The sequence below is a fragment of the Dyella sp. 01N36 genome (assembly GCF_056399745.1).
The window spans coordinates 1-23,749 of sequence record NZ_JBFTRY010000037.1; the positions used below are offsets into that span (position 1 = coordinate 1).

Sequence of the window (23,749 nt, forward strand, 5' to 3'; positions counted from 1 at the left end):
GCACAGGGTGCGCTCCCACAAAGAGCCGATCGGTACCGGCCTGCGCGATCCCTTGTAGGAGCGCACTTGTGCGCGACCGCAGCGCCGGGATGTACCGCTCCGTAGGTTTRTCGCGCACAGGGTGCGCTCCCACAAAGAGCCGATCGGTACCGGCCTGCGCGATCCCTTGTAGGAGCGCACTTGTGCGCGACCGCAGCGCCGGGATGTACCGCTCCGTAGGTTTGTCGCGCACAGGGTGCGCTCCCACAAAGAGCCGATCGGTACCGGCCTGCGCGATCCCTTGTAGGAGCGCACTTGTGCGCGACCGCAGCGCCGGGATGTACCGCTCCGTAGGTTTATCGCGCACAGGGTGCGCTCCCACAGTCGCGATGCGGCCGCCTGCATAGAAACGCGGTGCGCGGCGTCTGCCTCCGTTCCTGTGGGGGGGCAGAACCGCCCTCAATCAGAGGTCATCGCCCCCAGCCGCAACGATCCTCTCCAACTGATCACCCAGCTCGCCGAGCTCCTCAATCAGACGCCTCAATTCCACCGCATCCAGCAATTCATACGGGCGGTTTTCGCACAGGTGCAGATAGGGCGAACCATCCAGGTCTGCAACGGCGAGAAAACCCTTGCGTTGCTCCCAGTTGAAACGCAGGCATCGGCGCGGGTCAGCACCGGCGAGCGGGCCCACCGGCGTGGAGATGCGCAGATAGCGGCGGCCGGACTCGTCTTCGAGTTCGGCGAGATAGATGCCCTGATGCCGGTCGTGCGGCAAAGTCAGATCAAAACTGATCAGATAAGGGTCGTTGTGGCGCAGCGCGTGCAAGCTGCCGATGTGGGAACGCACGGCTTCGAAATGGCGCATGGTGCGATCTCCTTGGCAGGCCGATCCAGGCTCGCTACTGTGCCACGACCCGGTGTAAAGAGCCTGTTGAAGATCATGGACAAGCCCAAATCCGACGCGCACGCCCGCATCTTTGCTGCCATCGCAGCTATTCCTGCCGGCCGCGTCGCCAGCTACGGCGCCATCGCAGCGCGAGCGGGACTGCCGGGGCGCGCACGTCTGGTCGGCAGGGCGCTCGGCGAAGTTCCGGACGGCATGGAGCTTCCCTGGTTTCGCGTGCTGCGATCCAGCGGTCATATCGCGTTTCCCCCGGGCAGTCGGGCCTTTCGCGAGCAGAGCAAGCGCCTGAAAGCGGAGGGCGTGGAAGTGAAGAATGGCCGTGTGCCGTTGGCAAGTTTTGGCCTGGATGCCAATCTCGATCGGGCCTTGTGGGGCATGCCGGGTTAGATCTGCCCGCGTGGCGAACATCGGATGTCATCGATTGCCTGCCGCCATGCCTGCGCGCGCTTGAACGGCTGCGCTTAGTCGGTTTTCTCCCGAGCAGTGCGTCGGCTGCGTGGCCGATCTGCGTACGTCTTGACAAAGGACAGTGGCGCGAGACGCAAAGCCGCATTCGACATTTGCTAGCATTCGCCGATGCTTCCAGCCCCTCTCGATATTCTTCAAAGCGTTTTTGGCTACGCGCAATTTCGCGGTCAGCAACAAGCCGTCGTCGAGCAATTGATCGACGGTGGCGATGCCTTGGTGCTGATGCCTACGGGTGGCGGCAAGTCGCTGTGCTATCAGATTCCCGCCTTGGTGAGGCAGGGCACCGGCATCGTGGTGTCGCCGCTGATTGCGTTGATGCAGGATCAGGTGGATGCGTTGCGCGAGGCCGGCGTTTCCGCGGCTTATCTCAATTCCAGCCTGGGCGCGGAAGACCAGCGCGAGGTGGAGCGACGCCTGCTGGCCGGTGAGTTGAACCTGCTTTATGTCGCGCCAGAGCGACTGCTGACGTCGCGATTTCTTGGTTTGCTCGAAAGCACCGAGGTGGCTTTGTTCGCCATCGACGAAGCGCATTGCGTGTCGCAGTGGGGACACGATTTCCGCCCTGAATATCGCGAGCTGGCGGTGCTGCATCAGCGTTTCCCGCAGATTCCACGCATCGCGCTCACCGCAACAGCCGATCAGCGCACGCGCGATGAAATCGTCGAGCGGCTGGCGCTGCAAGAGGCGCGTCAGTTCGTTTCGAGTTTTGATCGACCGAACATCCGCTATCAGGTCGGCCTGCGTCACAACGCGCGACGGCAGTTGATGGAATTTCTGGAGCGGCATCGCGGCGAGACGGGCATCGTCTACGCGCTGAGCCGACGGAAGGTGGATGAAACGGCGACGTGGCTGACGGAAGCGGGCATCGAGGCCTTGCCCTATCACGCCGGTCTGGACGCCGCGACTCGCAACGCGAACCAGCGGCGTTTTCTGCGCGAAGACGGCGTGGTGATGGTGGCCACGGTGGCGTTCGGCATGGGCATCGACAAACCCGATGTGCGCTTCGTCGCGCACCTTGATCTGCCGCGCAGCATGGAAGGTTATTACCAGGAAACCGGCCGTGCGGGGCGCGACGGCCTGCCGTCCGAGGCATGGATGATTTACRGCCTGTCGGACGTGGTCACGATGAGCCAGATGATTGCGCAATCGGAATCGGCGGATGAGCGCAAACGCGTCGAACGCCAGAAACTGGAATCGCAGCTGGCGTATGCGGAAGCCACGCAATGCCGCCGTGAGCTGTTGCTCGCCGCATTCGGCGAATCGTTCCAGGGGCCCTGCGGCCATTGCGACAACTGCATCGAGCCGCCCAAGACGTGGGATGCCACGGTGCCTGCGCAGAAAGCGCTATCCGCGGTTTATCGGAGCGGCCAGCGCTTCGGTTCCGGTCATGTCATCAGCATCTTGCGCGGGGAAGACAGCACGCGCATGACGGACTTGGGCCACGATCGCCTTTCCACCTTCGGCATCGGCGCCGATATGGACGAGAAGCAATGGCGCTCGGTGTTTCGCCAGTTGCTCGCGATGGGCCTGCTGGAAGCCGATGCGGAGGGCTTCGGCACGTTGCGCCTGAGCAAGGCCAGTCGCGAGGTGCTTGTGGGCAATCGTCCGGTGCGTCTGCGCGAAGACGCCACGCCGGCGCGCGCTACGCGCAAGCGTCGTCGCGACAGCCAGCTGGTGACGGGCGGCAGCCTTGGCGTGGAGGCTTACGAGCAGCCGCTATGGGACGAATTGCGCAAGTTGCGTACGCAGCTTGCGAAGCAGCATGGCGTGCCGSCCTATGTGATCTTCCACGACGCGACCTTGCTGGCGATGTTGCGCGACTTGCCTTCGAACGAATCGGAGCTGTCGGCGATCAGTGGCGTGGGTGAGGCGAAGCTCAAGCGATATGGGCGGGATTTTCTTGCGGTTATCAACGCGCACGAGTAGCCAGTAAGGGCAATAGGTGATCTTCCCGCGAGCACCTGCCCCTCACCCCGGCCTTCTCTCCCACAGGGACTTCCTTCGGGTCGCCCGGAGGGGAGAAGGAGACGTGAAGCGGCTTCAGCCCGCCAAACGCCAGCGCGTGCCTTCGCTCGATACACGTGAGTGCGCCAGGGCAAGTTCGGGGATATAGCGCCACTCGGTCAGTTCGCCAGGGAGGCGCGCCTGCGGGCAGTCGATGCGAGTGGCGATGAGCGCGGCTTCGGCCGTTTCGTGGCGACCCATTTCCAGTTCATCGCACAGCACGCGCCATTGGCGGCCGTGGCGGACGATGCGGAACAGGCCGGTTTTGGAGGGGTGAACGTATTGCGCCAGCATAGGATTCAACTTTTTTGAAGTCCGTTGTGGGCAGCTTGCCGTCGAAGCATGACCTTCTTGTGATTCCTGTCTGGCTCGACGGTGACTGCCATATTTCCGTTGTGTTTTGCCGTCATCTGAATCAGGTTCGCGTGAAAATCGTGTTCCCACGGGTTGGAACGGTTAAAGAAAAAGGCCCGCATTGCTGCGGGCCTCTTCATGTACTGCAACGTAACCGCGCTTATTTGCGCTGCGCTGCCGTGGCGTCGCGGGCCGCACGGAATTCCGAATCCTTGCTCCAGTTGGGCCAGGTGTCGGAGTTGGCGAGGTCGCTGCCGAGCTTGTAGAGGATCTGCAGATCGCGGGCCATGCCCGTGAACGGCCAATCCGCCTGCCACTCATCGGACGGCTGGTGATAGTGCTTGGCCACGTATTCGTCCTCGGCCGCCTTGCCGGCAGCCAGGCCGCCGTCAACCCAGTCGTTGCCCGAACCAAAGGAAACCGCCGGCACGCCACGCTTGGCGAAGGAGAAGTGATCGGAGCGGAAGAAGTGGCCGGCTTCGGGCTTGGGATCGGCCGAGTACACCAGGTTCCACTGCTTGGCCGTGGTGGTCAGCTCATCGAGCAGGTCGAGCTTGGCGCTGCCGGAGATGGTGAAGTTGCGCGACGGGCCGTGCGGATCGAGCGCATCCATGTTGATGTCGGCCACGGTGCTGGCGAGCGGGTAGAGCGGCTTGGAGGCGTAGTACTCCGAACCCAGCAAGCCCTTCTCTTCGGCGGTGACGTTGAGGAACACCACCGAGCGTTCCGGCTTGGGCTGGCTGGCGAAGGCGCGAGCCAGTTCGATCAGCGCAGCAGTGCCCGTGGCGTTGTCCACCGCGCCGTTGTAGATCTTGTCGCCCTTGGCATCGGGGGCGCCCACGCCCAGGTGGTCCCAGTGCGCGCTGTAGATCACCGTCTCGTTCGGACGCTTGCTGCCCTCGACGCGGCCCACGATGTTGTGGGAGGTGATCACCTTGGAGTTGATCTTGTAGTTGGCCGAGAAGGTCTCGCCCTTGAGCACCACCGGCTTGAAGTCGCGCGTCTGCGCCTGCTTCTTCAGCGCTTCGAAATCAAGGCCGGCAGACTTGAACAGGTCAACTGCCACATCGCGCTGGATCCATGCTTCCACCGGTGTATGTGCGCTGGCGGGATGGTCGCGCACGACGTCGAACTGGGTGTTGGTGTTGGAGTTGGCCACGGTCGCCCAGCCGTAGGAGGCCGGTGCGGTTTCGTGCACGATCAGCATGCCGGCTGCGCCCTGGCGAGCGGCTTCTTCGTACTTGTAGGTCCAGCGGCCGTAATAGGTCATGGCCTTGCCGCCGAAATCGCCCACGCCGGTTTCAAAATCCGGGTCGTTGATCAGCACGACGGCGATCTTGCCCTTCAGGTCCACGCCCTTGAAGTCGTCCCAGTTGCGCTCCGGCGCCTTGACGCCATAGCCCACGAACACCAGCGGCGCGTCCTTGATCGACACGGCCTTGGAGCCGTCGAGCGCGGAACGCACGGCGATTTGCTGGCCCTGGGTCAGCGCCTGGGTCTTGCCATTGATGGTGAACGACAGCGACGGCGTACCGGCGATATCGGACTGCAGCAGCGGCACGGCCTGCGTCCATTCGCGCTTGCCGTTCTTCAGGTCGCCACCGGGTTGCACGCCGGCTGCCTTGAACTGGGCAACCACGTAATCGATGGTCTTGGTTTCGGCCGCCGTAGCGGGGCCGCGGCCTTCGAAGGCATCGGACGAAAGCGTTTTGACGTCGTCCGACAAACGGTGCGGGTCGAACGTCGGGGTGGTCGGTGCATCGGCGGCGAACAGCGCCGACGTCACAGACAGGGCGAGCAGGGATAAGGCCAATCGCTTCATGGGCAGCACCTAGCGTGGAGACGAAGCTCGATAGTAGAGATGGCTGGCGCCGCCGGTCCATAGCCGCCTGAGGCGAATCCGCCGGCAAGCGGCGGGGAGGGGTTAGGAAAAGCCCTAAAAAACAGCCTTTCCGAGTGCCCGATCGTGACTTTCTTCACCCCTTCCGGGCCATTATCGAAAAAAAACCGCAATTTTTCCGTCTTGCAGCTTGGCGTGATGGGCTGGCATGCCATACATTCCGCATGCCGAGAGGCATCAAACACCATCTCTATTGATCACCACGGGGAAATGTATGGCGAAGGCGCAAAAAGCAGCAGCAAAGAAGAAGGCCGCTCCGAAGGCAGCTCCGAAGGCCGCCAAGGCGGTTGTTCACAAGCCGATCAAGGACGCACTGGGCAAGTCGGGCCTCGTGGCTCACATCGTTGAAGCCAGCGGCGTGGCTGCCAAGGACGTGCGCGCGGTGTTGGCCTCGCTCGAAGGCGCGGTGACGGGCTCGGTGCACAAGAAGGGTGCCGGTCATTTCACCATGCCGGGCCTGCTGAAGATCACGGCCGTCAACGTGCCGGCCAAGCCCAAGCGCAAGGGCATCAACCCGTTCACCAAGGAAGAGCAGTGGTTCGCTGCCAAGCCCGCTACGGTGAAGCTGAAGATCCGCGCGCTGAAGAAGCTCAAGGATGCCGCTCTCTGAGCGTAGCGTTTCACTAGAGCATTCTCGCCAGGTGCGGCCCTTGCGCCGCACCTGGTGTCTTCAAGAAGTGGCTTATCGCTGCGCAGCCAGCGGCCACTGGCACCGACCGCATCGACGCCTGTCGGTACCGATCATCCGACCCACCTGAAGATCCAGCGGCAGTTCGGCGCCCTTGCCGGCCGCGTGGTCCGCCTTGACCCTCGACACGCGCCCTTGAACGCCACGGCATGCACGCGGGCAGATAGCTGTGCGCGGATAGACGCCTCGCGCCGGCGTGGCACCTGCCTGTCGGGAGCACTCCTCCAGCACGCGGATCGACGCGAACTTCTACGTTGTTGTCCTTGGCGCAGCGTGTCTTGGCGGTCCGCACGGCATCGTCGAGCTACAGGTTTATGCAGGTTTTCGCGACCGGTCCCCCTAAAAACAACGACGAGCGAACCCATCCGCACCGCGCGCTGAATTGCTGCCACCGACGTCATGTGGACGATCAAGGCCGTACCGATCACACATTTCGTTGAGGCCGGAAGGTTCATGCTCCCGTCGCGCAGCTGGTCCATAGTGGCCGGAGGTGTCATGGCGACACCTGTGCAAAGCCACCGCCGGAGGGCGATGGCGCTACCGCAAAAGATCTCCCACTGAGGGCATGACATGGCTAACCCGAGCGATCTCCCGTTGAGCCTCTACAAAGCCAACACCGAGCTTCAGTTGCGCGTGAACAAGCTGGTGATGGAAAACTGGAAGAAATGGCTGGAGCTGTCCACCCGGGCGATGGACGACGGCATCGCGGAACAACAGGCGCGCGTAGAGCAACTGATCAAGGCGCAAGATTGGGCGGCCCTGGCATCCATGCCCGCCGATACCTTCTGGCGACAGCTGCAGCAGCGCATGGGCGATGCCAGCGTCACCAACCAGATCGCCGCCAACGTGCAGGCGCATTTCGCCAAGGGCCTGCAGGATGCCGTGCAGACCTGGCAGAAGGACACCGCCAGCGCGCTGGGCGGCGTGGGCGACATGAGCCTGTCCGAACCTTGGAAGGACATTCTTTCGCCGTGGGGCAAGTTCCACCCGATCAGCTGAAGGCGGTCGCCGTGACACCTGGCCTTGGCGCCGGGTGTCGCGTCGCCGGGCGGGGCCGGCGCCCTTCGACCACCCGCTCGCGCCCGGCCGATGCGCGCGTTCGTTCTGCCGACTCCATCGCGTTACCCGGGCGGCGCTCATGGTCAACTCTGCCGCTGCCGTGCTGGTCCGTCGCGCGGCAAGGGGATGGGCGACGCGCACGACGCGCAGTCGACTGCTGAGGAGCAGGAGGGCGCGCGGCCACAGTTCGCGCCGATTCCCCGTCTTGTCACATAGGTTTAGTTAGCTAGGGGGCGCAGCGCCATCAGGCGCGGCCTGTCGATGGTGCCGGTACGGGACTGTCGACAGCGGATTTTGAACTGGCAGGGGGACGGGTGAAGCGAGGACAGGGCAGGGCGCTTCAGGTCAATGACGCTGCGAGGATGGCTCGCACGCGCGCACCTGATGCATGGCGTGGCGGGCCCCAGCGACTCGGGCGCATACCGCTGCTGCGGGTATCGCTGGTCGGCAGCTGATGCGTTACGCCATTTATTTCTGCCCCGCGCCGGCGAGCGCGCTGGCTGCCCTGGGGCGCGACTGGGTGAGCACCGAGCTGGCTGCCAATGGCATTCCGGGGATCGGGTTGACGCGCTGGAATGCCCTGTTGGCCGACGTGCGCCGCTACGGCTGGCACGCCACGTTGCGATCCCCTTTCACGCTGTCGCCGGATGTCGACCTGGCTGAATTGCGCCAGGCCCTGCATGTCGTCGCCCGGTCACACGCGCCGATCAACCTGACGCTGCGTTGTGCGCGGCTCGCCGGCTTTCCGGCGCTGCGCCCACTGGGCGACAGCAAAGCGGTGAATGCCCTGGCAGCGGCCTGCATCGAGGCGATCGAGCCCTTGCGACTGCCGCTGGCGGAACACGATTTTCAGCGTCGCGCCTCCGGGCTCGATGCCATCGAAACTCACTACCTTGGACGTTACGGGTATCCCTACGTGTTTGAACGCTACCGTTTCCACATGACGCTATCGGCACCTGCTTCCGTCGACGAAGAGCGCGCACTGCAACGCTGGTTGTCGCTGCGCGCATCGATGCTGCCGACGGCGCGCATCGATGCGCTGACCTTGTGCGTGGAGTCCTCGCCCGGCGCCGCTTTTGAGCCCTTCGAACGCATCGCGCTGCACAAGGCATCGGCGGCATGACCAGGGGGCGCCGACTCCCATCGAGAGTCGCGCGCGGGCCTTCTCCGGGCCATCGTGATTCGGACGCAAGGCGGGCGAGCCAACGTGTCACCCTTGATTGGCGCAGCGACCTGCGGCCGAGCGTCAGGCTCACGTTGGCTTGACGCGTTGAAGGGGATTCTCAAACTTCCCCGACGGTGTCGACAGCGCCCGGTGCCATCGCCTGGTGCGCGGATGTCAGTCGCCCGGCATTCCTGGTGAAACTCCCTGGGAGCGCGTGATGAACAAGACGGTTTGGATCGTGGTTGCCAATCGAGGCGTTGCCCGGCTGTTTCAGGCCAGGCAGCCGACCGGTCCACTGGAGGAGCTGGATGCCTTCATCCATCCGGAAGCCCGCCTGCACGAGCAAGATCTTGTATCGGATCGGCCTGGTCGGGGCTTTGACCGGTCCGGTCCCGGCAGCCACGCAGAAGAGCCCGACACCACCATGGTGGAGCAGGAAACCAGCAATTTTGCGCTGGAACTCTCCCGCTTCCTGCTCAAAGGCCGCACCGATGGGCGCTTCGACGGCTTGATGCTGATCGCCGCGCCGGCCTTCCTGGGCTCGCTGCGGGATCGCCTGGATGGCCCCACCAAGGGGCGGGTCATGCTCGAAGTGGCCAAGAACCTGGTCCACCTGGATGCGGCTTCGGTGCGCAGCTATCTGCCGGACCGCCTCTATTCGGCTGTCGGCGGTTGATCGCCCGCCGGACCTTGCGGTAGCAGCGCAATATTTCACGTCGAAGACCTGCCGCGACTTTCACGACTCGATGCTGAAATGTTTGACGTGGTGCACATTTGCAACAACTGGCTGCGCTACGATAAGGGGGCTAGAACGCCGGGGCGTTTCACAGCGCTTTCACGCCTCAACCGATGTGATCGGCCGCTTGCGCAGAAGCCCGGCGCAGGCGAGGGAAAGACTGACAGGGGGATGCAATGCTGGACGCTCCGTGGGCCAATCCGTGGTTCCGCCGCATTGGCATCGCTGCGTCCTATGGGCTGTTGATCGCCCTTACTCGCCAGGTCACCATCACTCACTTCGTGCTGGGTGCCGGCATCCATCTGGCCGTGCTTCTGCTGGTGCGCTATCGCGACTGGCCGGCCCTGATCGTCGGTGAAACCCTGGCCTTGCTGCCCACGAGCATTGCGTGCGTGGGCGACTACGGTGTGCTGTGGGCCGTGCTGTTTACCATTCCCGGCCTGGTTTTCATGGCGCCGTTCGTCTACGTCCTGCGCGAACGCTGGCCCGTCCTGGCCGCCAGGGGCTCGMTCAACATGGGGTCACTGCTCGGGGCTGCGCTGGTGTTGTCCTTCGTGATGACCGCATGCAACCTGGCCACCATTTACTCGATCACGCTGCCGCCGGACTATCACCTGCAGGTGGATAAGCTGGCGACCAAGTGGGTGCTGGGCAACTACCTCGGCATTCTGGCGGTTACCCCGACCGTGTTGCTCGCATACCAGCTGTTGAGTGGTGCTGGCTGGCGCCAGCTGGGCACCCGACTGCTCGACAGTCGCGCGGTGCTCGACAGCATTTTCCTGGTGGTGCCCGCGCTGTTGTTGCTGGTGTGGATAGGCCTTGAGGCGCCGCGCGTCCGACAGATTGCCCAGGTCGCCATGTTCCTGCCCATCGTGTGGCTCGCCATGCGGCATGGCTGGCAGGGTGCGGCCATCGGCGGCACGGCATCGAGCCTGGCCGTGATGGCCTTGATGCCAGCCGCCGACGATCAGCAGACCATGCAGGCAGAGGCGATCGTTGCCTTGGCGATCTCCTCGATGCTGCTGCTGGGCGCACGCATCGGCGCCTTGCACCAGCACGCCGAACAAGAACGCATGGATGTGCGCATGGCCTTGGCGCTGGCCCAGCGCAACGTGCATATCGGCGAGATGCAGCTACGCACGACGTCACTCGCGCTGGAGCAGATTCGCGAGACGGTGCAGGCCAGCTTCTCGATGATGATGGGGCGCCTGCGCCACCTGCAGCCGACCATCGAAGACCGCAGCTATCACCGCCAGGCGCTGGTGGCACAGGATCAGTTGTTCCGCCTCGCCGACAGCCTTTATCCGGTGTCGTGGCGCGAGCGTGGCTTGCCGGCCGCCCTGCGCGAAGGCGCCATACCGCGTGCGCTCGATGAAACGGGCGTGGGTTACTGGTGTGACCTGCGTGGCCCGTTGAGTCGGCTATCGCAGACCCTGCATTTGGCCATCTATCGCCTCGTGGTCGAGGTCGTGGCCGATGCCTGCGCCAAGCGCAACCTCAGCGAAGTGATCGTTCGCGTGCGCTGCGGTGAAAAGCTGGGGCGTCGCTGGGTGCTGATCAGCATCATTTTCCGCGATACCGCCGACACGTCTTCGCAGGTGCGTTGGGACGAACTGCTGCCCCGCGTGATGCGTTCGACCAGCGGCATGGGCTGGGCGGGAATTCGTGATCGCGCCATGACCTTTGAAGGTGATGCCCGCGAACATCAGATCGCCAATGGCCGCCGGGTCAGCCTGCTGATGCTCGACCCGATCACGATCAGCGGCATTTGACACGCCGCTGATCGCTGGGTTTTCCCGCACTTTACTGAATGTGCGTGCTGCAGACTTCCGGGTTGCAGGTGCTGGCTGCGGCCTTCAGCTGCAGGGTGCCGTCGCTCAGCGGCGTGGCAGTCACCGTCGTGGCGGTGTCCTGGTAGACCGTGGCCGGAGCCGTGGTCGGGGTGGCCGTGGTGGCTACAGCCGGGCCCTGCTGCGGTGTGGTGACCAACTGCGAGAAGCGACCCATCGGCAGCGTGATGAACTGGCCGCCCGCCGAGCCGACGGCGCCGAGCACGTTGCCGTTCGCATCATTGATCTGCACGAACTGGATGCCGCCAATGGTGAATACATAGGCGTGGAAGTTCGGATTGCTGCTGACGTCGGACGCATTGGGCCACGACTGGCCGAGGCCGGTGGCGGGCGGCTGGTCGGCGAAGGCAGCTCCAGACGTAGCCAGAGCGAGCACGCCAAAGAGGCATGCGCGACGCGAGAGGGCTTTCAACATAACGGACCCCTTTGTTGGTGATGTGCTCAGACATTGAGCAACGGTGGCGAATGTAGCACCAACTTTGTCCCAGCCCTTGTGATTGATGGTTGGTGGGACGCGTATCCCGGATTGCTGCCGCGTCAGTGCTCGGAGGAAGCAATTGGTCCGGCCGTCGGATCGACTTGTTTGTGGGAAGGGCTTTCAGGGTGGTCCCGGAAAAATGTGATGTGGATCACATTTTTCCGGGACTGCACCGGAAATCTGCGTTCTGCTAACGATTTCCCTGGCGGCGCGACTCAAGCGGTAACCGTTCTCGCGGAGGAAGTCCTCTGCGATTGCTGCTAGAAGGCACGTCGTCACCGGGACCATCCTCCGCTCTTTCAGGATGCTTCCTCTGTTGAGCTCAATTATCAGGATTCGCTCCGATCAGAGCATCGGGTGATTGCACGGTATAGCCGTCCTTTTGGAGCTCCTTCAAATAGCCGTCGCCAGTCAAAATCCGATTCATCGGAAGCACCGCCAACGATTGAGAGTTCTGCGCGAGGGCGGCCTCGGCTGCCTTGATCCATGCTTGTCGGATACGGGCGGAGATATCGTTCATCCCTATCTCCTTGCCAAAGTCCGTGCTGCCTATGGCTGAAAGACAATCGTCCTGTTGCTTGGCCGACAAGATTTTCGTCAAGGTCTCCATGTCGCCGGTCGCCCACGCGTGTCCCAGTTCGGAGGCTTGCGGGAAATCCTGCTCGATGGCACTCAGGATTCCGCTGAGGCATTGCTGGTCATTCATTGCTACTTGCTTGAACTGTTTCGCGGCGCGATGCGGATCATCCAGCACCATGACATAGGAAGTGTCGGTTACCGGTACCTTGGCCCGATCCGCGGCGTAATAGATGGCAGCTTCCACCTTGTGGTTGTCGATGAGCCCGGATTGAAGGAGGGCGGCGCTGTACAACTTCTGACCCCCAAAAGTCGGTCGCAGACGTTCGACACCTGAGCCATGGCCAAGGTATCTGATCTTTTGGACTTGCCAGCGGCTGTACAGGTCAGGGGATAGCACCTGCTGCAACATTTTGCCATCCGGGAGTTTCTTCAGTCCGATCATGGAGGGAATCAGAAGCAGTCGGCCCCAAAGCCCGATTTGCGCCCCGATTTCCAGGCCTGGCGGCTTGAGTACCTGTTGGGAAGAGGCAATGAGATGCTCGACCCTGGGCGACTCCCATTGCACGCCTCTGGGTAGCGGTGAGGTGATTCCAAGTATCCACATCACGTGGCCGTCTTTGCTGACCTTCCACAGCGGAGGACCTGGCAAAACACCGGAAACCGCCACGGGCGACAGCGTCACGGCAGAGCCCGGTGTCGCGGGCGGCGAGGTTTTCTGAGCGAATGCGCCGAGCGTGATAAATGCTGTCAAGAAGAACGCGGCGGTGCGAACTCGACTTGCTGTGTGCATGGGCGTCCCTTTTAGCTTCATCTGCAACGTGAGATCCATCCAGGTCGTTGCCATCTCCGCTCAACAGGCCTTGTCTCTGCAGCAGTCACGAGCGGATCGAGCATGCGTCGTCCGTATCGCTCGGGAGGCTGGTGGGTACAAAGATGCTTGCGGTGTCGCCGGCAGCAGGATGGCAATCCCTCCGAAGGCGGTCTGTCGGAACAGTCTGAAGGTGAGGTCCGAGATCGACGGGGAGGGCGGCACCGATCCAGTCAGTTGCCGAAATCAAGCGCTCGTGCCGTTGCGTGTATCGCGGTCATGAGGAGATTCACCATGACGAAAATCACGACGCATAAAACTAACGAATGAACCTGGGATTGGGGGCTTGCGCGAGATGCAGCTCTTGCCTGAGCGAGGCGGGCGCTAGCGGCAGGCGAGTTCGACGACGAGACAAAAGAAAAGGGCCTGCATTGCTGCAAGCCCTTGAAATCATGGTGGCCGGGGACGGAATCGAACCGCCGACACGRGGATTTTCAATCCCCTGCTCTACCAACTGAGCTACCCGGCCATGCCAGCGTGCGTCGAAGACGCCGCGTGGAGCCGTGCATTAAATCCGAAGCAGGGCGGCTCGTCAAGACTCTGTGGGCGGGGCGACGTAGCCTTCAGGCTGCTTCACGTCGCCGCCGAACAGGAATTTTTCCATTTCGGCGCTCAGGAACTGGCGTGACTTGGGATCGAGCGGATTGAGGCGGTATTCGTTGAGCAGCATGGTCTGGTGGGCCAGCCATTGTTGCCAGGCTTCCTTGGAAATCTCCGCATAAATGCGTTGGCCCAGCGGGCCGGGCCAGGGTGCGAAATCCAGGCCTTCGGCCTCGCGGCCGAGCTTGGCGCAGTGAACGATACGGGTCATGCGATGTGACTCATCGGTAGTGATTCAAAGGTTCTGCAGCAGGGTGCGCACCGGAGCGGGCAGGCCGAGGGCCGCTCGCTCGCCGGGATCGCACCAGCGCAGGCTGGCATTATCGGCGATGCGCTGAAGCGCCGTCGCCTCGTCGAACAATAGCGGCTCGACCTTGAGCCGATAGTGGCTGAAAACATGCACGAATGGTGGCAGCGCATGCGCATCGTCGATCCGCGCCAGGGACTCGGCGGTGCGCCACGCGTGATCGTGATCGCTTGCTTCGGGAAGACTCCACAAACCGGACCACACACCTTGCGCGCCGCGGCGTTCGAGCAATACGCGTCCAGCGGCGTCGCGCAGGATCAGCATCACCGTGTCGCGCGTGGGTATCGCTTTGGTGGGTTTGGCGCTGGGCAGTTGCGCGGTGAGATGGTCACGCTTGGCGACACAGTCCGCTGCAAGCGGGCACTGATCGCACAGCGGCTTGGAGCGCACGCACACGGTGGCGCCAAGATCCATGATCGCTTGTGTGTAGTCGGCGGTGCGCTGGGCTGGGGTCAATGCATCGGCGTGTTGCCAGAGCGTCTTTTCGATGGCGCTTTGGCCTGGATGCCCGTGGATGCCCAGATACCGCGTGAGCACGCGTTTGACGTTGCCATCGAGGATGGCAAAACGCAGTCCATGAGCCTGCGCGAGGATCGCGCCCGCGGTGGAGCGGCCGATGCCCGGTAGATCAGCCAGTGCATCGAAATCGCGCGGCAATTCGCCTTGGTGCTTCTCCACGCAGATCTGCGCGGCGCGTTGCAGGAAGCGTGCTCGACGGTAGTAGCCAAGGCCGGACCATAGCGCGAGCACGGTATCTTCTTCGGCAGCGGCAAGATCGCGCAGCGTCGGCAGCGCGGCAACAAAACGCTGGAAGTACGGAATGACCGTGACCACCTGCGTCTGCTGCAGCATGACCTCCGACAGCCACACGCGATAAGCGTCGCGAGGATGCTGCCAGGGCAGATCCTTGCGGCCGTGTTCGTCGAACCAGGCCAGCAGTGCAGCAGCAAATGGATTCATGGCGACTTGCGCGTGGGCTTGGGCGGCGCGGGTTTCGCTGCTGCCGGTTTGGGCGGTGTCGCTGTGCTTGCCGCAGGAGCAGGCACATCGGTGCCTGCCTGGATGGTGAGGCCTTCCACGCTGATGTCGCCGGCCTCGATGCTGGCCACTTCCGCATGTCCGTTGCCGGGCGGCACGGTGAGTCGCGGACCGTCGTCGTGATCGAGCTGCGACCACCAGCTGGCCAGAGCCAAAGGCGGGATATGCAGGTCGGCGTGATTGTCTGGACCATCCAGCTTCAGCGCTAGCATCAGTGGATCGCTCTGGTCGGCGGGCGTCAGTTGGATCACTGCGTCGTATTCACCCGCATTGGCGTGGTCTAGCTTGCCGGTCAGTTGCGCGGATGCATCGGCGGCACCGCGCCAACGTGCGTCACCCGTGAGGTGCAGGGTGAGCGTGGTGCTGTGCGCCACGTACAGCGCGATGTTCTGCAGCAGCAGCGAGCCGTTCTTGATGCTGGGTGTTACCGATAGCCGCAACTGGGTGGGAATGCCCTGCGCATCCTTCGCCGTGATCGTGAGCGGAAACGCATGATTGGCGGCGAGGCGGCCCGCATCGAGCTCCACATCGCCGAGCAACAGCTGGTTGCCGCGCACCAGGCTGCCGCGCGTGATATGCACGCCGGCATCGATGCTCGGTATCGCCGCAGGCACCGCGGACGGTCCGGAGGGCAGGTCGTCCAGCCATGATTGCAAGGCATCGAGGTCGACGCGCGGCGAGTCGATCTGCATCTGCGAAATCACGGTTTCGCCGTGCAGCAGCGTGCGCCACGGCAGCGCGAGCGTGCCGCGCGCCGCCAGCAGGATGGGCATGTTGGCGTTGCGCGCGGTGAGCGTGATGCCTTCGAGCTCGAGCGCGGGACGCGGGAACAGCGCTGGCGTGGCGGGGCTTGCGAGACTCAGCTCAAGGCCGGCGTCCTGCGCTTGTTGCTGCAGCATCGCGGTGATGCGTTCGGGTTGCAGCAGCACGTGTACCGCGATCAGCGCGACGGCCACCAACAGCAGCGTCGCGCTGCTGATCACGATGAGGGCGAGGCGGAGCCAGCGCGGCACCCGTCAGCGCTCCTCAGCCTTGACCCAGGCTGGCGGGAAGCAGGCCGTCGACATAAGCCTCGGCATCGAACACGCGCAGATCGGTGGCGGTTTCGCCCAGGCCCACGTAGCGGATGGGCAGGCCGAATTCACGCGCCAGCGCGAACACCACGCCGCCCTTGGCGGTGCCATCGAGCTTGGTCACCACCAGGCCGCTGACGCCGACGATCTGGCGGAACTGGCGCACCTGGCTCACGGCGTTCTGGCCGGTGGTGCCATCGATCACCATCAGCACTTCGTGCGGCGCCTCGGTGTCGATTTTCTTGAGCACGCGGGCAATCTTGCCCAGCTCGTCCATGAGGCCGCCCTGTGTGTGCAGACGGCCTGCGGTGTCGGCGATCAGCACATCGGCATTGCGCGAGCGCGCGGCCTGCAGTGCATCGAAGATCACACTGGCGGCGTCGGCGTCCTGGCCCTGCGAAATCACCGGCACCTTGTTGCGTTCGCCCCAGGTCCTGAGCTGTTCCACGGCGGCGGCGCGGAAGGTGTCGCCGGCGGCGAGCATCACCTGGCGACCCTCGTCGCGATAACGACGCGCGAGCTTGCCGATGGTGGTGGTCTTGCCGACGCCGTTGATGCCTACGGTGAGGATCACGTACGGCTTGAGGCCGCCGACTTCCAGTGGCTGTTCGACCGGACGCAGCATCGCAATCAGCGACTGGCGCAGCGCGGCAAGCAGCGCACTGGCATCGGCGAACTCGCGCTTATGCATGCGCTTGCGCAGATCCTCCACCAGGGTCGTGCTCGCTTCGACGCCGACGTCGGCGGTGATGAGCGTGGTTTCCAGCTCGTCCAGCAGGTCGTCGTCCAGCTTGGGATGACGGATGAAGAGGGAAGTGAGGCTGCGTGCGAACCCGCTGCCGGAAAGGCGTTCGCGCCAGCTGCGCTTGGCCGGAGCGGCAGCGGCTTCGACGACGGCGGCAAGTTCGCTGGCGACGTCTTCGGCGGGCGCATCGGGTGCGGGCGGCGTTTCGGCCAGCGCTTCGTCCAGGGTGGGACTGGCGTGGTCGAGCGAGACGGCATCCGTGTCGTGCGCAAAGCCGGCTGCCGGAGCGATCTCGTCCGCAGGCGCGGTCGACTGGCCCGGTGCGGCGTCAGCGGGTTTCTTCTTCCAGAACTTGAGCATTGCGGCAGGGATTCAAAGACAATGGCCCGCATGCTACCACCCCCTTCCAAACTCACCGCTGAGCCATGGCGCCCATGAAGGGCGCGAGCGGGCGCATCCGCATCATTGGCGGACAGTTGCGCAATTCACGCCTCGATGTGCCCGATCTGCCCGGCCTGCGCCCCACGCCGGAGCGCGTGCGCGAGACCTTGTTCAACTGGCTGGCGCCGGTGATCGACGGGGCACGCTGCCTGGATTTGTGCGCTGGGACCGGGGCGCTGGGCGTGGAGGCGCTGTCGCGTGGCGCGGCTGGCGTGCAGTTTGTCGAGCGTGATGCACGGGCCGCCCAGGCGCTGCGGGACAATCTGGCGCGCCTGAAGGCCAGCGGTGGGCAGGTCGCCGCGATCGACGCGCAAGTCTATCTGCAGGGCGCTGGGCAGCCGTTTGGGGTGGTGTTTCTCGACCCGCCGTTTGGCCTCGATCTGTGGACGCCGTTGACCCGGCAGCTGGAGCAGGGTGGGTGGCTGACGGCGTCGGCGTGGATTTATCTGGAGTCGCCTCGGCAAGCGGAGCCGGTGGCTCCGGCCAACTGGACCGTGCACCGGCAGGGTACGGCGGGCGACGTGCGCTACACGCTTTATCGACGCGGGGTTTGACGCATCTTCTGCGCGACGAGCCGGCGGAGCGGGTAGACCGCGGCGCTGCGGTCGCGCACAAGGTGCGCTCCTACAAGGGTGAGGCAGGCCTGTGGGTGGCTTGGGCCCATGGATTTCCGGGTTTAGGAAACAGGCTAGGCGGATGCCTCGAACGGGCCTAAGCTAGCCGCCCCTCTGCTGACGGTGACTCGTCACGTGAACAAGCTGCCGGTCAACCAGCGCCTCGCCGTTTACCCGGGCACCTTCGATCCCATCACCAACGGCCATGCCGACCTGGTGGCCCGTGCTGCGCCGCTGTTCGAGCGCATCATCGTGGCGGTGGCCGACAGCCCCAACAAGGGCCGGGGGCCGGGCTTCAGCCTCAACGAGCGCATCGCCCTGGCGCGACTGGCGCTGGCCGACCTGAGGAACGTGGAAGTGCGCGGCTTCGATGGCCTGTTGGCGCATTTTGTCGAGGAAGTGGGCGCTGGCGTGATCATCCGCGGCCTGCGCGCCGTCTCGGATTTCGAATACGAATTCCAGCTCGCCAGCATGAACCGCCACCTCATTCCCCAGGCCGAGACGCTGTTTCTTACGCCGGCCGAGCAGTACAGCTTCATCTCCTCGACCCTGGTGCGCGAGATCGGCCGTCTGGGCGGCGATATCTCCGGTTTCGTGCACCCCGCCGTGCAGCAGGCGATGCGCCAGCGCTGGCACCGGGACCGCGCGGCCTCGGACGACTGAGCACCCCGTAAACCCGCAGTGCAACACGTCTGACGGTGTCCGGAGCGGGCATCGTCGTGTATCCTCGCCCGCATCCTGCGGACAGGACAGTCGCTCGCCGCGGATCAGGGGTAGGCAAGGTTTTGCTGGTGGCACGGCTGCCAAGAAACCGGTTGATTCCCCCGGTCCAACAAGGCTCTGTCGCATGACGGCCGAAAGGTCGGTTATCCAACGGATCCCATGACCAGATTTCATCATTCCAGGGTGACCACCATGTACAAGTACGCTCTTCTCGCCGCCATCGCGATCACCGGCATCACCGCCTGCAGCCAGCAGGACGAGTCCGCCCAGCAGCCGACCGAGCAGGTCGCCGCCGTTACCAAGCCGACCGATCCGAACGATTCCAAGGCGTGGAACGCCTACCTCGGCCAGATCGTCCAGAAGAACATGCAGGGCATGACGGCCGACCGTCCGTTCCCGTACCTGGTGCCGGGCGGCGATACCGAAGACGCCAACGCGCTGCGCCAGCGCCAGCTCGAGCAGGTGCAGGACACCGTGGCCCGCGGCGTGCTGCCGGGCAATATGCTGGTGTTCGCCGGTCCCGATTCGTCCAAGACCTCGCAGTTCGTGACCGATGCCTTCAAGGACGCCAAGGCCGGCTCCTTCAAGGACGTGATCGTGCTGGTGATCGGCGACGCCGGTGACAAGGACAAGGTGACCTCGGCGCTGCAGCCGACCGGCGCCACCATCCGTTACGTGAACATGTAAGTTCCGGATTCCGGAGCGGTTTCGAAGCCCGCGGTGCGAAAGTGCCGCGGGCTTTTGTTTTTCCAGTGCGCATCCATCTTGATGGTTCCAACCGCCGGATCTTGCGGCGCACCATCCGCGCCCACCATGTAAACTCAGCGAATGTCCCTGAAAATCCTCGATACCTGCGTCAATTGCGACGTCTGCGAACCGGTTTGTCCGAACAAGGCGATCTCGCTGGGCGAGGAGTACTACGTGATCGATCCGTCGCTGTGCACGGAGTGCATCGGTCACTACGACGAACCGCAATGCGTGGATGTGTGCCCGGTCGAGTGCATCATCGTCGACCCCGAGCACACCGAAACCCACGATCAGCTCGACCTCAAGTACCGTTTCCTGATGGCGCAAGGCGATAGCGCGGCACCATCGGGCCATGTATCCCCAAAGGACGACGCATGAAGCACCCGTTGAACTGGCGCGTGACGCTGCTGGCCCTGCTTGTTTCCTCCAGCGTTGCGTACGCCGACAGCCGCCCCGCCGTTGCTCCCGCCACCACCGCTCCCGCGCACGTCATCACGCAGCGTCCCGGCCACGCCGGCATCGCCAGCGCGAATTTCCACGCCACTGACGCCGGCCTCGAAGTGCTGGCCAAGGGCGGCAATGCGTTCGACGCGGCCATCGCGGTGGCCTCCACGCTTTCCATCGTCGAACCGGAAAGCTCGGGCATCGGCGGCGGTTTCATGGCGGTGCTGCATCGCGCCTCGGACGGCAAGGACATCTTCATCGATGCGCGCGAAACCGCGCCGGCAGCGGTGAACACCAAGGACTATCTCAACAAGGACGGTTCGCCCAATCGCGACACCGCCTTGAACGGGCCGCTTTCCGCTGGCATTCCCGGCGAGCCCGCCGGCCTCGCGTGGCTGGCCAAGCACTACGGCAAGCTGCCGCTGAAGGACTCGCTGGCGCCGGCCATCCGCCTGGCCCGCGACGGCTTCCAGCCCGATGCCCGCCTGATCAATGCGATCAGCGAACGCCAGCAGGACATCCAGCGCTGGCCTGCGTCAGTGGCCAAGTACCTGCCGAACGGCAAGCCGCCCGTCGCCGGTCAGGCATGGCGCGATCCGGACCAGGCCCGCACGCTGGAAGTGCTGGGCGAGCAGGGTGCCGATGGTTTCTATCGCGGCGAGATCGGCAAGAAGCTGGTCGACGCCGTGCGTGCCGCCGGTGGCAACTGGACGGCTAAAGACCTGGAGAGTTACCAGGTGAAGGAACGCACGCCGATCACGGTGGACTATCGCGGCTATCGCGTGGTCACGGCGCCGCCGTCCTCGTCGGGTGGCGTGGCAGTGGCGGAGATCCTCAACATCCTCTCCGGCTACGACCTGAGCAAGCTCGATGAGGCCCATCGCACGCATCTGGTGATCGAAGCCATGCGTCGCGCGTTCCGGGACCATAACGACTATCTGGGCGACCCGGACTTCGTGAAGATGCCGCTGGACATGCTGTTGTCGCCTTATTACGCGGCGGGTCTGCGCATGACCATCCTGCCCGACAAGGCCACGCCCTCGTCGATGCTGCCGGGTAGCACCGGTGTGGATCCGGGCATGCACACCACGCATTTCTCGGTGATCGACAAGGACGGCAATATCGCCTCGATCACCTCGACGGTGAACTACACCATGGGTTCCACCTTCGTTGCCGCCGGCACCGGCGTGCTGCTCAACGACGAGATGGACGACTTCGCGCTGGTACCCAACAAGCCCAACGTCTACGGCCTGCTCGGCAGCGAAGCGAATGCGCCGGCACCGGGCAAGCGCATGCTGTCGTCGATGACGCCGAGCATCGTGTTCGGCGCCGATCGCGTCGGCGTGATCGGTTCGCCGGGCGGTTCGACCATCATCACCCAGGTGCTGGAAGGCATACTCGCCTTCATGGACGGCAAGAACGCCGAAGGCATCGCTGCGCAGAAGCGCTACCACCACCAGTACATGCCCGATCGCGTGGACGTGGAGCCGGGCACCTTCGATCCGGCCACCGCCGACGCGCTCAGGCAGATGGGCCATGAACTGAAGGAACGCAGCCCCTGGGGTTACATGAACGTGGTCACCTGGGATCTGAAGACCAACAAGCTCGATGCGGCCAGCGATCCGCGCCGCGAGTCGGGTCTGGGCAAGGTGCAGTAACGATGGAACTGTGGTCTATCACCGGCAATTCGCAGCAGCTTGATGGCGGCGCCATGTTCGGCAATGCGCCGAAGGCGCTGTGGTCGCGCTGGATCAAGCCCGACGCGGAAAACCGCATTCCGCTTGCGTGTCGCTGCCTGCTGGTGAAAGACCTCGACGGCAAGAACGTGCTGTTCGAAACCGGCATCGGTGCGTTCTTCGAGCCTGCGTTGCGCGAGCGCTACGGTGTGGTGGAAGAGCGTCATGTGCTGCTCGATTCATTGGCGGAAGCCGGGCTCACGCACGAAGACATCGACGCCGTGGTGTTGTCGCATCTGCACTTCGACCACGCTGGCGGCTTGCTTGCTGCGTGGGAAGAGGGGCAGTCGCCGCGTCTGCTGTTTCCCAACGCCACCTACATCGTCGGCGCCGAGCATTGGCGCCGCGCGCTGCAACCGCATGCGCGCGATCGTGCCTCGTTCGTGCCGGAGTTGCAGCCGCTGCTAGAGGCAAGCGGTCGTCTGGAGCTGGTCGAACGCGAGCATTCCAAGGCACTGGGTCAGGCTGTGCGATTCAGCTATTCGGACGGCCACACGCCTGGACTGATGCTGGCGGAAGTGGCCGGCGTGGTGTTCTGCGCCGATCTCATCCCGGGGCGCTTTTGGGTGCACCTGCCTATTACGATGGGCTACGACCGCTATCCGGAAAAATTGATCGAAGAGAAGCGCGCGTTTCTGGACGACAAGTTGGCCCGCGACGTCCGCCTGTTTTTCACCCACGACCACGACTGTGCCGTGGCGCGGGTGGTGCGGGACGAGCGGGGCCGTTACGGTACGGCTGACGAACAAGTAGCGATGCGGGGACAGGCGGCCTGACCAGTCGTCCACAGGGGGAGGGGATCACCATGCAGCCTTGGTTGCGACGCGTTTTGGGTGTGCTGCTTTTGTTGGCGGGTGCGGGTCTGGTCGCGATGACCGAGCAGGGGCTGCTCGACAATCGCCATGCCTCCGATCGCCACGGCGGACAAATTTTCGACCTTGGCGGCGGCGATTCGTCGACCGCAGTTCATCACGGCAACCTGGTGCGCGTCAGCGGCGCCGTGCGCGTGATCGAGGAGCCCTCTGATTCCGAGTTCGGACAACGCGCGCATGCGCCGGTGCTGATTCGGCACGTCGAGATGTTCCAGTGGCGCGAGCTGCGCATGGGCGGCGACGTGCACTACGAACAGGACTGGGTCGATCGTCCGGTCGACTCGCGGCGTTTTGCGCAGACCTCGGGCCATGTGAATCCCGAACGCTTTCCGATCGAAGGCAGGCAGTTCGATGCCGGCCAGGCCCGCGTGGGCAACTATGTGCTGTCCGCACCGCTGCTGCATGCGCTGCTTGGCGGCGAGCTGATCGAGCCGAACATCAAGACGTTGCCGACGAATCTGGCGGCGAGCTTTGCGCTTAACGGCAACTACTTCACCACCAGCGAGCATCCCGATCATCCGCAGCTGGGCGATTTGCGCGTCAGCTGGGAGGCGGTGCCGGCGCAGGTGGTCACGGTGTTCGCCCAGATCGATGGCGATCAGCTGGTTCCCTCGGCCAGCGCCACTGACGGCAAGGGTTTCGACGTGCAGATCGGCGAGCGATCGCTGGTCGACGTGGTTCCCGATGTTCCTGCGCCACCGTCGTTCGTATGGGCACGCCGGATCGGCGGATTGCTGCTGGCGATGCTGGGCGCGCTGCTGTTGCTCCCCGAGCGTCCCCGCACGCATCACGATGCCTTGCTCGCGGTCGGCAGCGGTGCGCTGCTGATTTCCGCGGTGGCTTGTGTGATGTGGCTGGGGACGGATATGGCGGTGGGGGCGATGTGGTTTGGGGTGGCGTTGGTGGGGATGGGGGTGGCGGTTTGGAGGTTGCGGGTGACGGCTGCCTGAGCGTTGCTCCCTCTCCCCCGCGGGGAGAGGGTTGGGGTGAGGGGCCAACCTTGCCTCGCGGTGCGGAATCGCCCCTGTCTTCTTTTTGCTCGCCATTACTGCGATGGCGCGAGGCGCTTCTCGATAACCGAACGGCTGGTCACTCACTGACTACGCGCTGGGTCGTCACGATTTCGCCATCTGGCTCGCCTGCCGCGGGCTTCCGTCCTCCTGCCGGAGGCCGGGTTACTTTTCTTTGCTTGCCCAAAGAAAAGTAACCAAAAGAAAGGGCCCCCCGGATGACGCGCCTTCCGGGCCGTTGGCCCTCCAGGTGCGCGGTCGGGTTACGGGGTTTTTCGACAGGACATCCCTGTCCTGTCGAAAAACTGGCCGCATCCATGCGGCCACCCTTCGGGCTTTCCTCCACCCGCCCGCCGCGTCATAC

The 23,749-nt window shown here is 64.0% G+C and carries 23 protein-coding genes and 1 tRNA gene; 14 read left to right on the forward strand and 10 right to left on the reverse strand.

The window, feature by feature from the left end; genetic code table 11:
* Positions 1-442 precede the first annotated feature (442 nt).
* A complete protein-coding gene (locus AC1DMG_RS09400) occupies positions 443-847 on the reverse strand; it encodes a hypothetical protein (RefSeq protein WP_046973138.1) in 405 nt (134 codons plus the stop codon).
* 75 nt (positions 848-922) lie between these two features.
* Between AC1DMG_RS09400 and AC1DMG_RS09405 the strand changes: the two genes are divergently transcribed.
* The gene (locus AC1DMG_RS09405; RefSeq protein WP_121882339.1) at positions 923-1,273 is read left to right on the forward strand and encodes an MGMT family protein; all 351 of its coding nucleotides are present in this window, start codon (positions 923-925) and stop codon (positions 1,271-1,273) included.
* Between the two features lie 189 nt (positions 1,274-1,462).
* The gene (gene recQ / locus AC1DMG_RS09410) at positions 1,463-3,280 is read left to right on the forward strand and encodes a DNA helicase RecQ (protein ID WP_477180447.1); all 1,818 of its coding nucleotides are present in this window, start codon (positions 1,463-1,465) and stop codon (positions 3,278-3,280) included.
* A 114-nt stretch (positions 3,281-3,394) separates the two neighbouring features.
* Here the strand turns inward: recQ and AC1DMG_RS09415 are convergent, their stop codons facing one another.
* Together AC1DMG_RS09415 and AC1DMG_RS09420 are read right to left on the reverse strand one after the other, a co-directional pair.
* The gene (locus tag AC1DMG_RS09415) at positions 3,395-3,652 is read right to left on the reverse strand and encodes a hypothetical protein (protein WP_441603157.1); all 258 of its coding nucleotides are present in this window, start codon (positions 3,650-3,652) and stop codon (positions 3,395-3,397) included.
* A gap of 220 nt (positions 3,653-3,872) precedes the next feature.
* Positions 3,873-5,534, reverse strand: a complete 1,662-nt coding sequence (locus AC1DMG_RS09420; protein WP_477177756.1) for a M28 family metallopeptidase — start codon at positions 5,532-5,534, stop codon at positions 3,873-3,875.
* A gap of 292 nt (positions 5,535-5,826) precedes the next feature.
* On the opposite strand from AC1DMG_RS09420, the gene AC1DMG_RS09425 reads away from it, so the two are divergent.
* From AC1DMG_RS09425 to AC1DMG_RS09445, 5 genes are all read left to right on the forward strand, one after another.
* A complete protein-coding gene (locus AC1DMG_RS09425; protein WP_046973133.1) occupies positions 5,827-6,222 on the forward strand; it encodes an HU family DNA-binding protein in 396 nt (131 codons plus the stop codon).
* A 648-nt stretch (positions 6,223-6,870) separates the two neighbouring features.
* Positions 6,871-7,299, forward strand: a complete 429-nt coding sequence (locus AC1DMG_RS09430) for a phasin family protein (RefSeq protein ID WP_477177755.1) — start codon at positions 6,871-6,873, stop codon at positions 7,297-7,299.
* Between the two features lie 514 nt (positions 7,300-7,813).
* The gene (locus tag AC1DMG_RS09435; RefSeq protein WP_441603021.1) at positions 7,814-8,482 is read left to right on the forward strand and encodes a DUF1045 domain-containing protein; all 669 of its coding nucleotides are present in this window, start codon (positions 7,814-7,816) and stop codon (positions 8,480-8,482) included.
* A gap of 259 nt (positions 8,483-8,741) precedes the next feature.
* A complete protein-coding gene (locus AC1DMG_RS09440; protein ID WP_441603020.1) occupies positions 8,742-9,200 on the forward strand; it encodes a host attachment protein in 459 nt (152 codons plus the stop codon).
* Between the two features lie 236 nt (positions 9,201-9,436).
* Entirely contained in the window at positions 9,437-11,032 is a 1,596-nt protein-coding gene (locus tag AC1DMG_RS09445; RefSeq protein WP_477180448.1) for an MASE1 domain-containing protein, read from the forward strand.
* 31 nt (positions 11,033-11,063) lie between these two features.
* On the opposite strand, the gene AC1DMG_RS09450 is transcribed toward AC1DMG_RS09445, so the two are convergent.
* The 7 genes from AC1DMG_RS09450 to ftsY form a co-directional block, all read right to left on the reverse strand.
* The gene (locus AC1DMG_RS09450; RefSeq protein WP_441603018.1) at positions 11,064-11,525 is read right to left on the reverse strand and encodes a hypothetical protein; all 462 of its coding nucleotides are present in this window, start codon (positions 11,523-11,525) and stop codon (positions 11,064-11,066) included.
* Between the two features lie 385 nt (positions 11,526-11,910).
* A complete protein-coding gene (locus AC1DMG_RS09455) occupies positions 11,911-13,011 on the reverse strand; it encodes a TraB/GumN family protein (protein WP_477177753.1) in 1,101 nt (366 codons plus the stop codon).
* A gap of 417 nt (positions 13,012-13,428) precedes the next feature.
* Positions 13,429-13,504 (reverse strand) — tRNA-Phe (locus AC1DMG_RS09460).
* Between the two features lie 63 nt (positions 13,505-13,567).
* On the reverse strand, positions 13,568-13,846 hold the full coding sequence (locus tag AC1DMG_RS09465) for an oxidative damage protection protein (RefSeq protein WP_477177752.1): 279 nt from the start codon (positions 13,844-13,846) through the stop codon (positions 13,568-13,570).
* 24 nt (positions 13,847-13,870) lie between these two features.
* The gene (gene mutY, locus AC1DMG_RS09470) at positions 13,871-14,902 is read right to left on the reverse strand and encodes an A/G-specific adenine glycosylase (protein ID WP_477177751.1); all 1,032 of its coding nucleotides are present in this window, start codon (positions 14,900-14,902) and stop codon (positions 13,871-13,873) included.
* Complete coding sequence (locus AC1DMG_RS09475; protein ID WP_477177750.1) at positions 14,899-15,993, reverse strand: AsmA family protein; 1,095 nt, start codon at positions 15,991-15,993, stop codon at positions 14,899-14,901. Before AC1DMG_RS09475 ends, mutY begins: the two co-directional genes overlap by 4 nt.
* 13 nt (positions 15,994-16,006) lie before the next feature.
* Entirely contained in the window at positions 16,007-17,158 is a 1,152-nt protein-coding gene (gene ftsY, locus AC1DMG_RS09480; protein ID WP_477177749.1) for a signal recognition particle-docking protein FtsY, read from the reverse strand.
* Between the two features lie 74 nt (positions 17,159-17,232).
* Between ftsY and rsmD the strand changes: the two genes are divergently transcribed.
* From rsmD to AC1DMG_RS09515, 7 genes are all read left to right on the forward strand, one after another.
* Positions 17,233-17,793, forward strand: coding sequence for a 16S rRNA (guanine(966)-N(2))-methyltransferase RsmD (gene rsmD / locus AC1DMG_RS09485; protein ID WP_477177758.1), 561 nt, complete (start codon positions 17,233-17,235; stop codon positions 17,791-17,793).
* Positions 17,794-17,997: 204 nt separating this feature from the next.
* Positions 17,998-18,516, forward strand: a complete 519-nt coding sequence (gene coaD, locus AC1DMG_RS09490; RefSeq protein WP_121883249.1) for a pantetheine-phosphate adenylyltransferase — start codon at positions 17,998-18,000, stop codon at positions 18,514-18,516.
* Positions 18,517-18,768: 252 nt separating this feature from the next.
* Complete coding sequence (locus tag AC1DMG_RS09495; RefSeq protein ID WP_441603008.1) at positions 18,769-19,263, forward strand: hypothetical protein; 495 nt, start codon at positions 18,769-18,771, stop codon at positions 19,261-19,263.
* 141 nt (positions 19,264-19,404) lie between these two features.
* Complete coding sequence (locus AC1DMG_RS09500; protein ID WP_441603007.1) at positions 19,405-19,701, forward strand: YfhL family 4Fe-4S dicluster ferredoxin; 297 nt, start codon at positions 19,405-19,407, stop codon at positions 19,699-19,701.
* Positions 19,698-21,425, forward strand: coding sequence for a gamma-glutamyltransferase (gene ggt, locus AC1DMG_RS09505; protein WP_477177748.1), 1,728 nt, complete (start codon positions 19,698-19,700; stop codon positions 21,423-21,425). Before AC1DMG_RS09500 ends, ggt begins: the two co-directional genes overlap by 4 nt.
* A 2-nt stretch (positions 21,426-21,427) precedes the next feature.
* A complete protein-coding gene (locus AC1DMG_RS09510; protein WP_477177747.1) occupies positions 21,428-22,279 on the forward strand; it encodes an MBL fold metallo-hydrolase in 852 nt (283 codons plus the stop codon).
* Between the two features lie 29 nt (positions 22,280-22,308).
* Positions 22,309-23,325: a TMEM43 family protein gene (locus AC1DMG_RS09515; RefSeq protein ID WP_477177746.1), complete on the forward strand. Its 1,017-nt coding sequence runs from the start codon at positions 22,309-22,311 to the stop codon at positions 23,323-23,325.
* Positions 23,326-23,749: the final 424 nt, after the last annotated feature.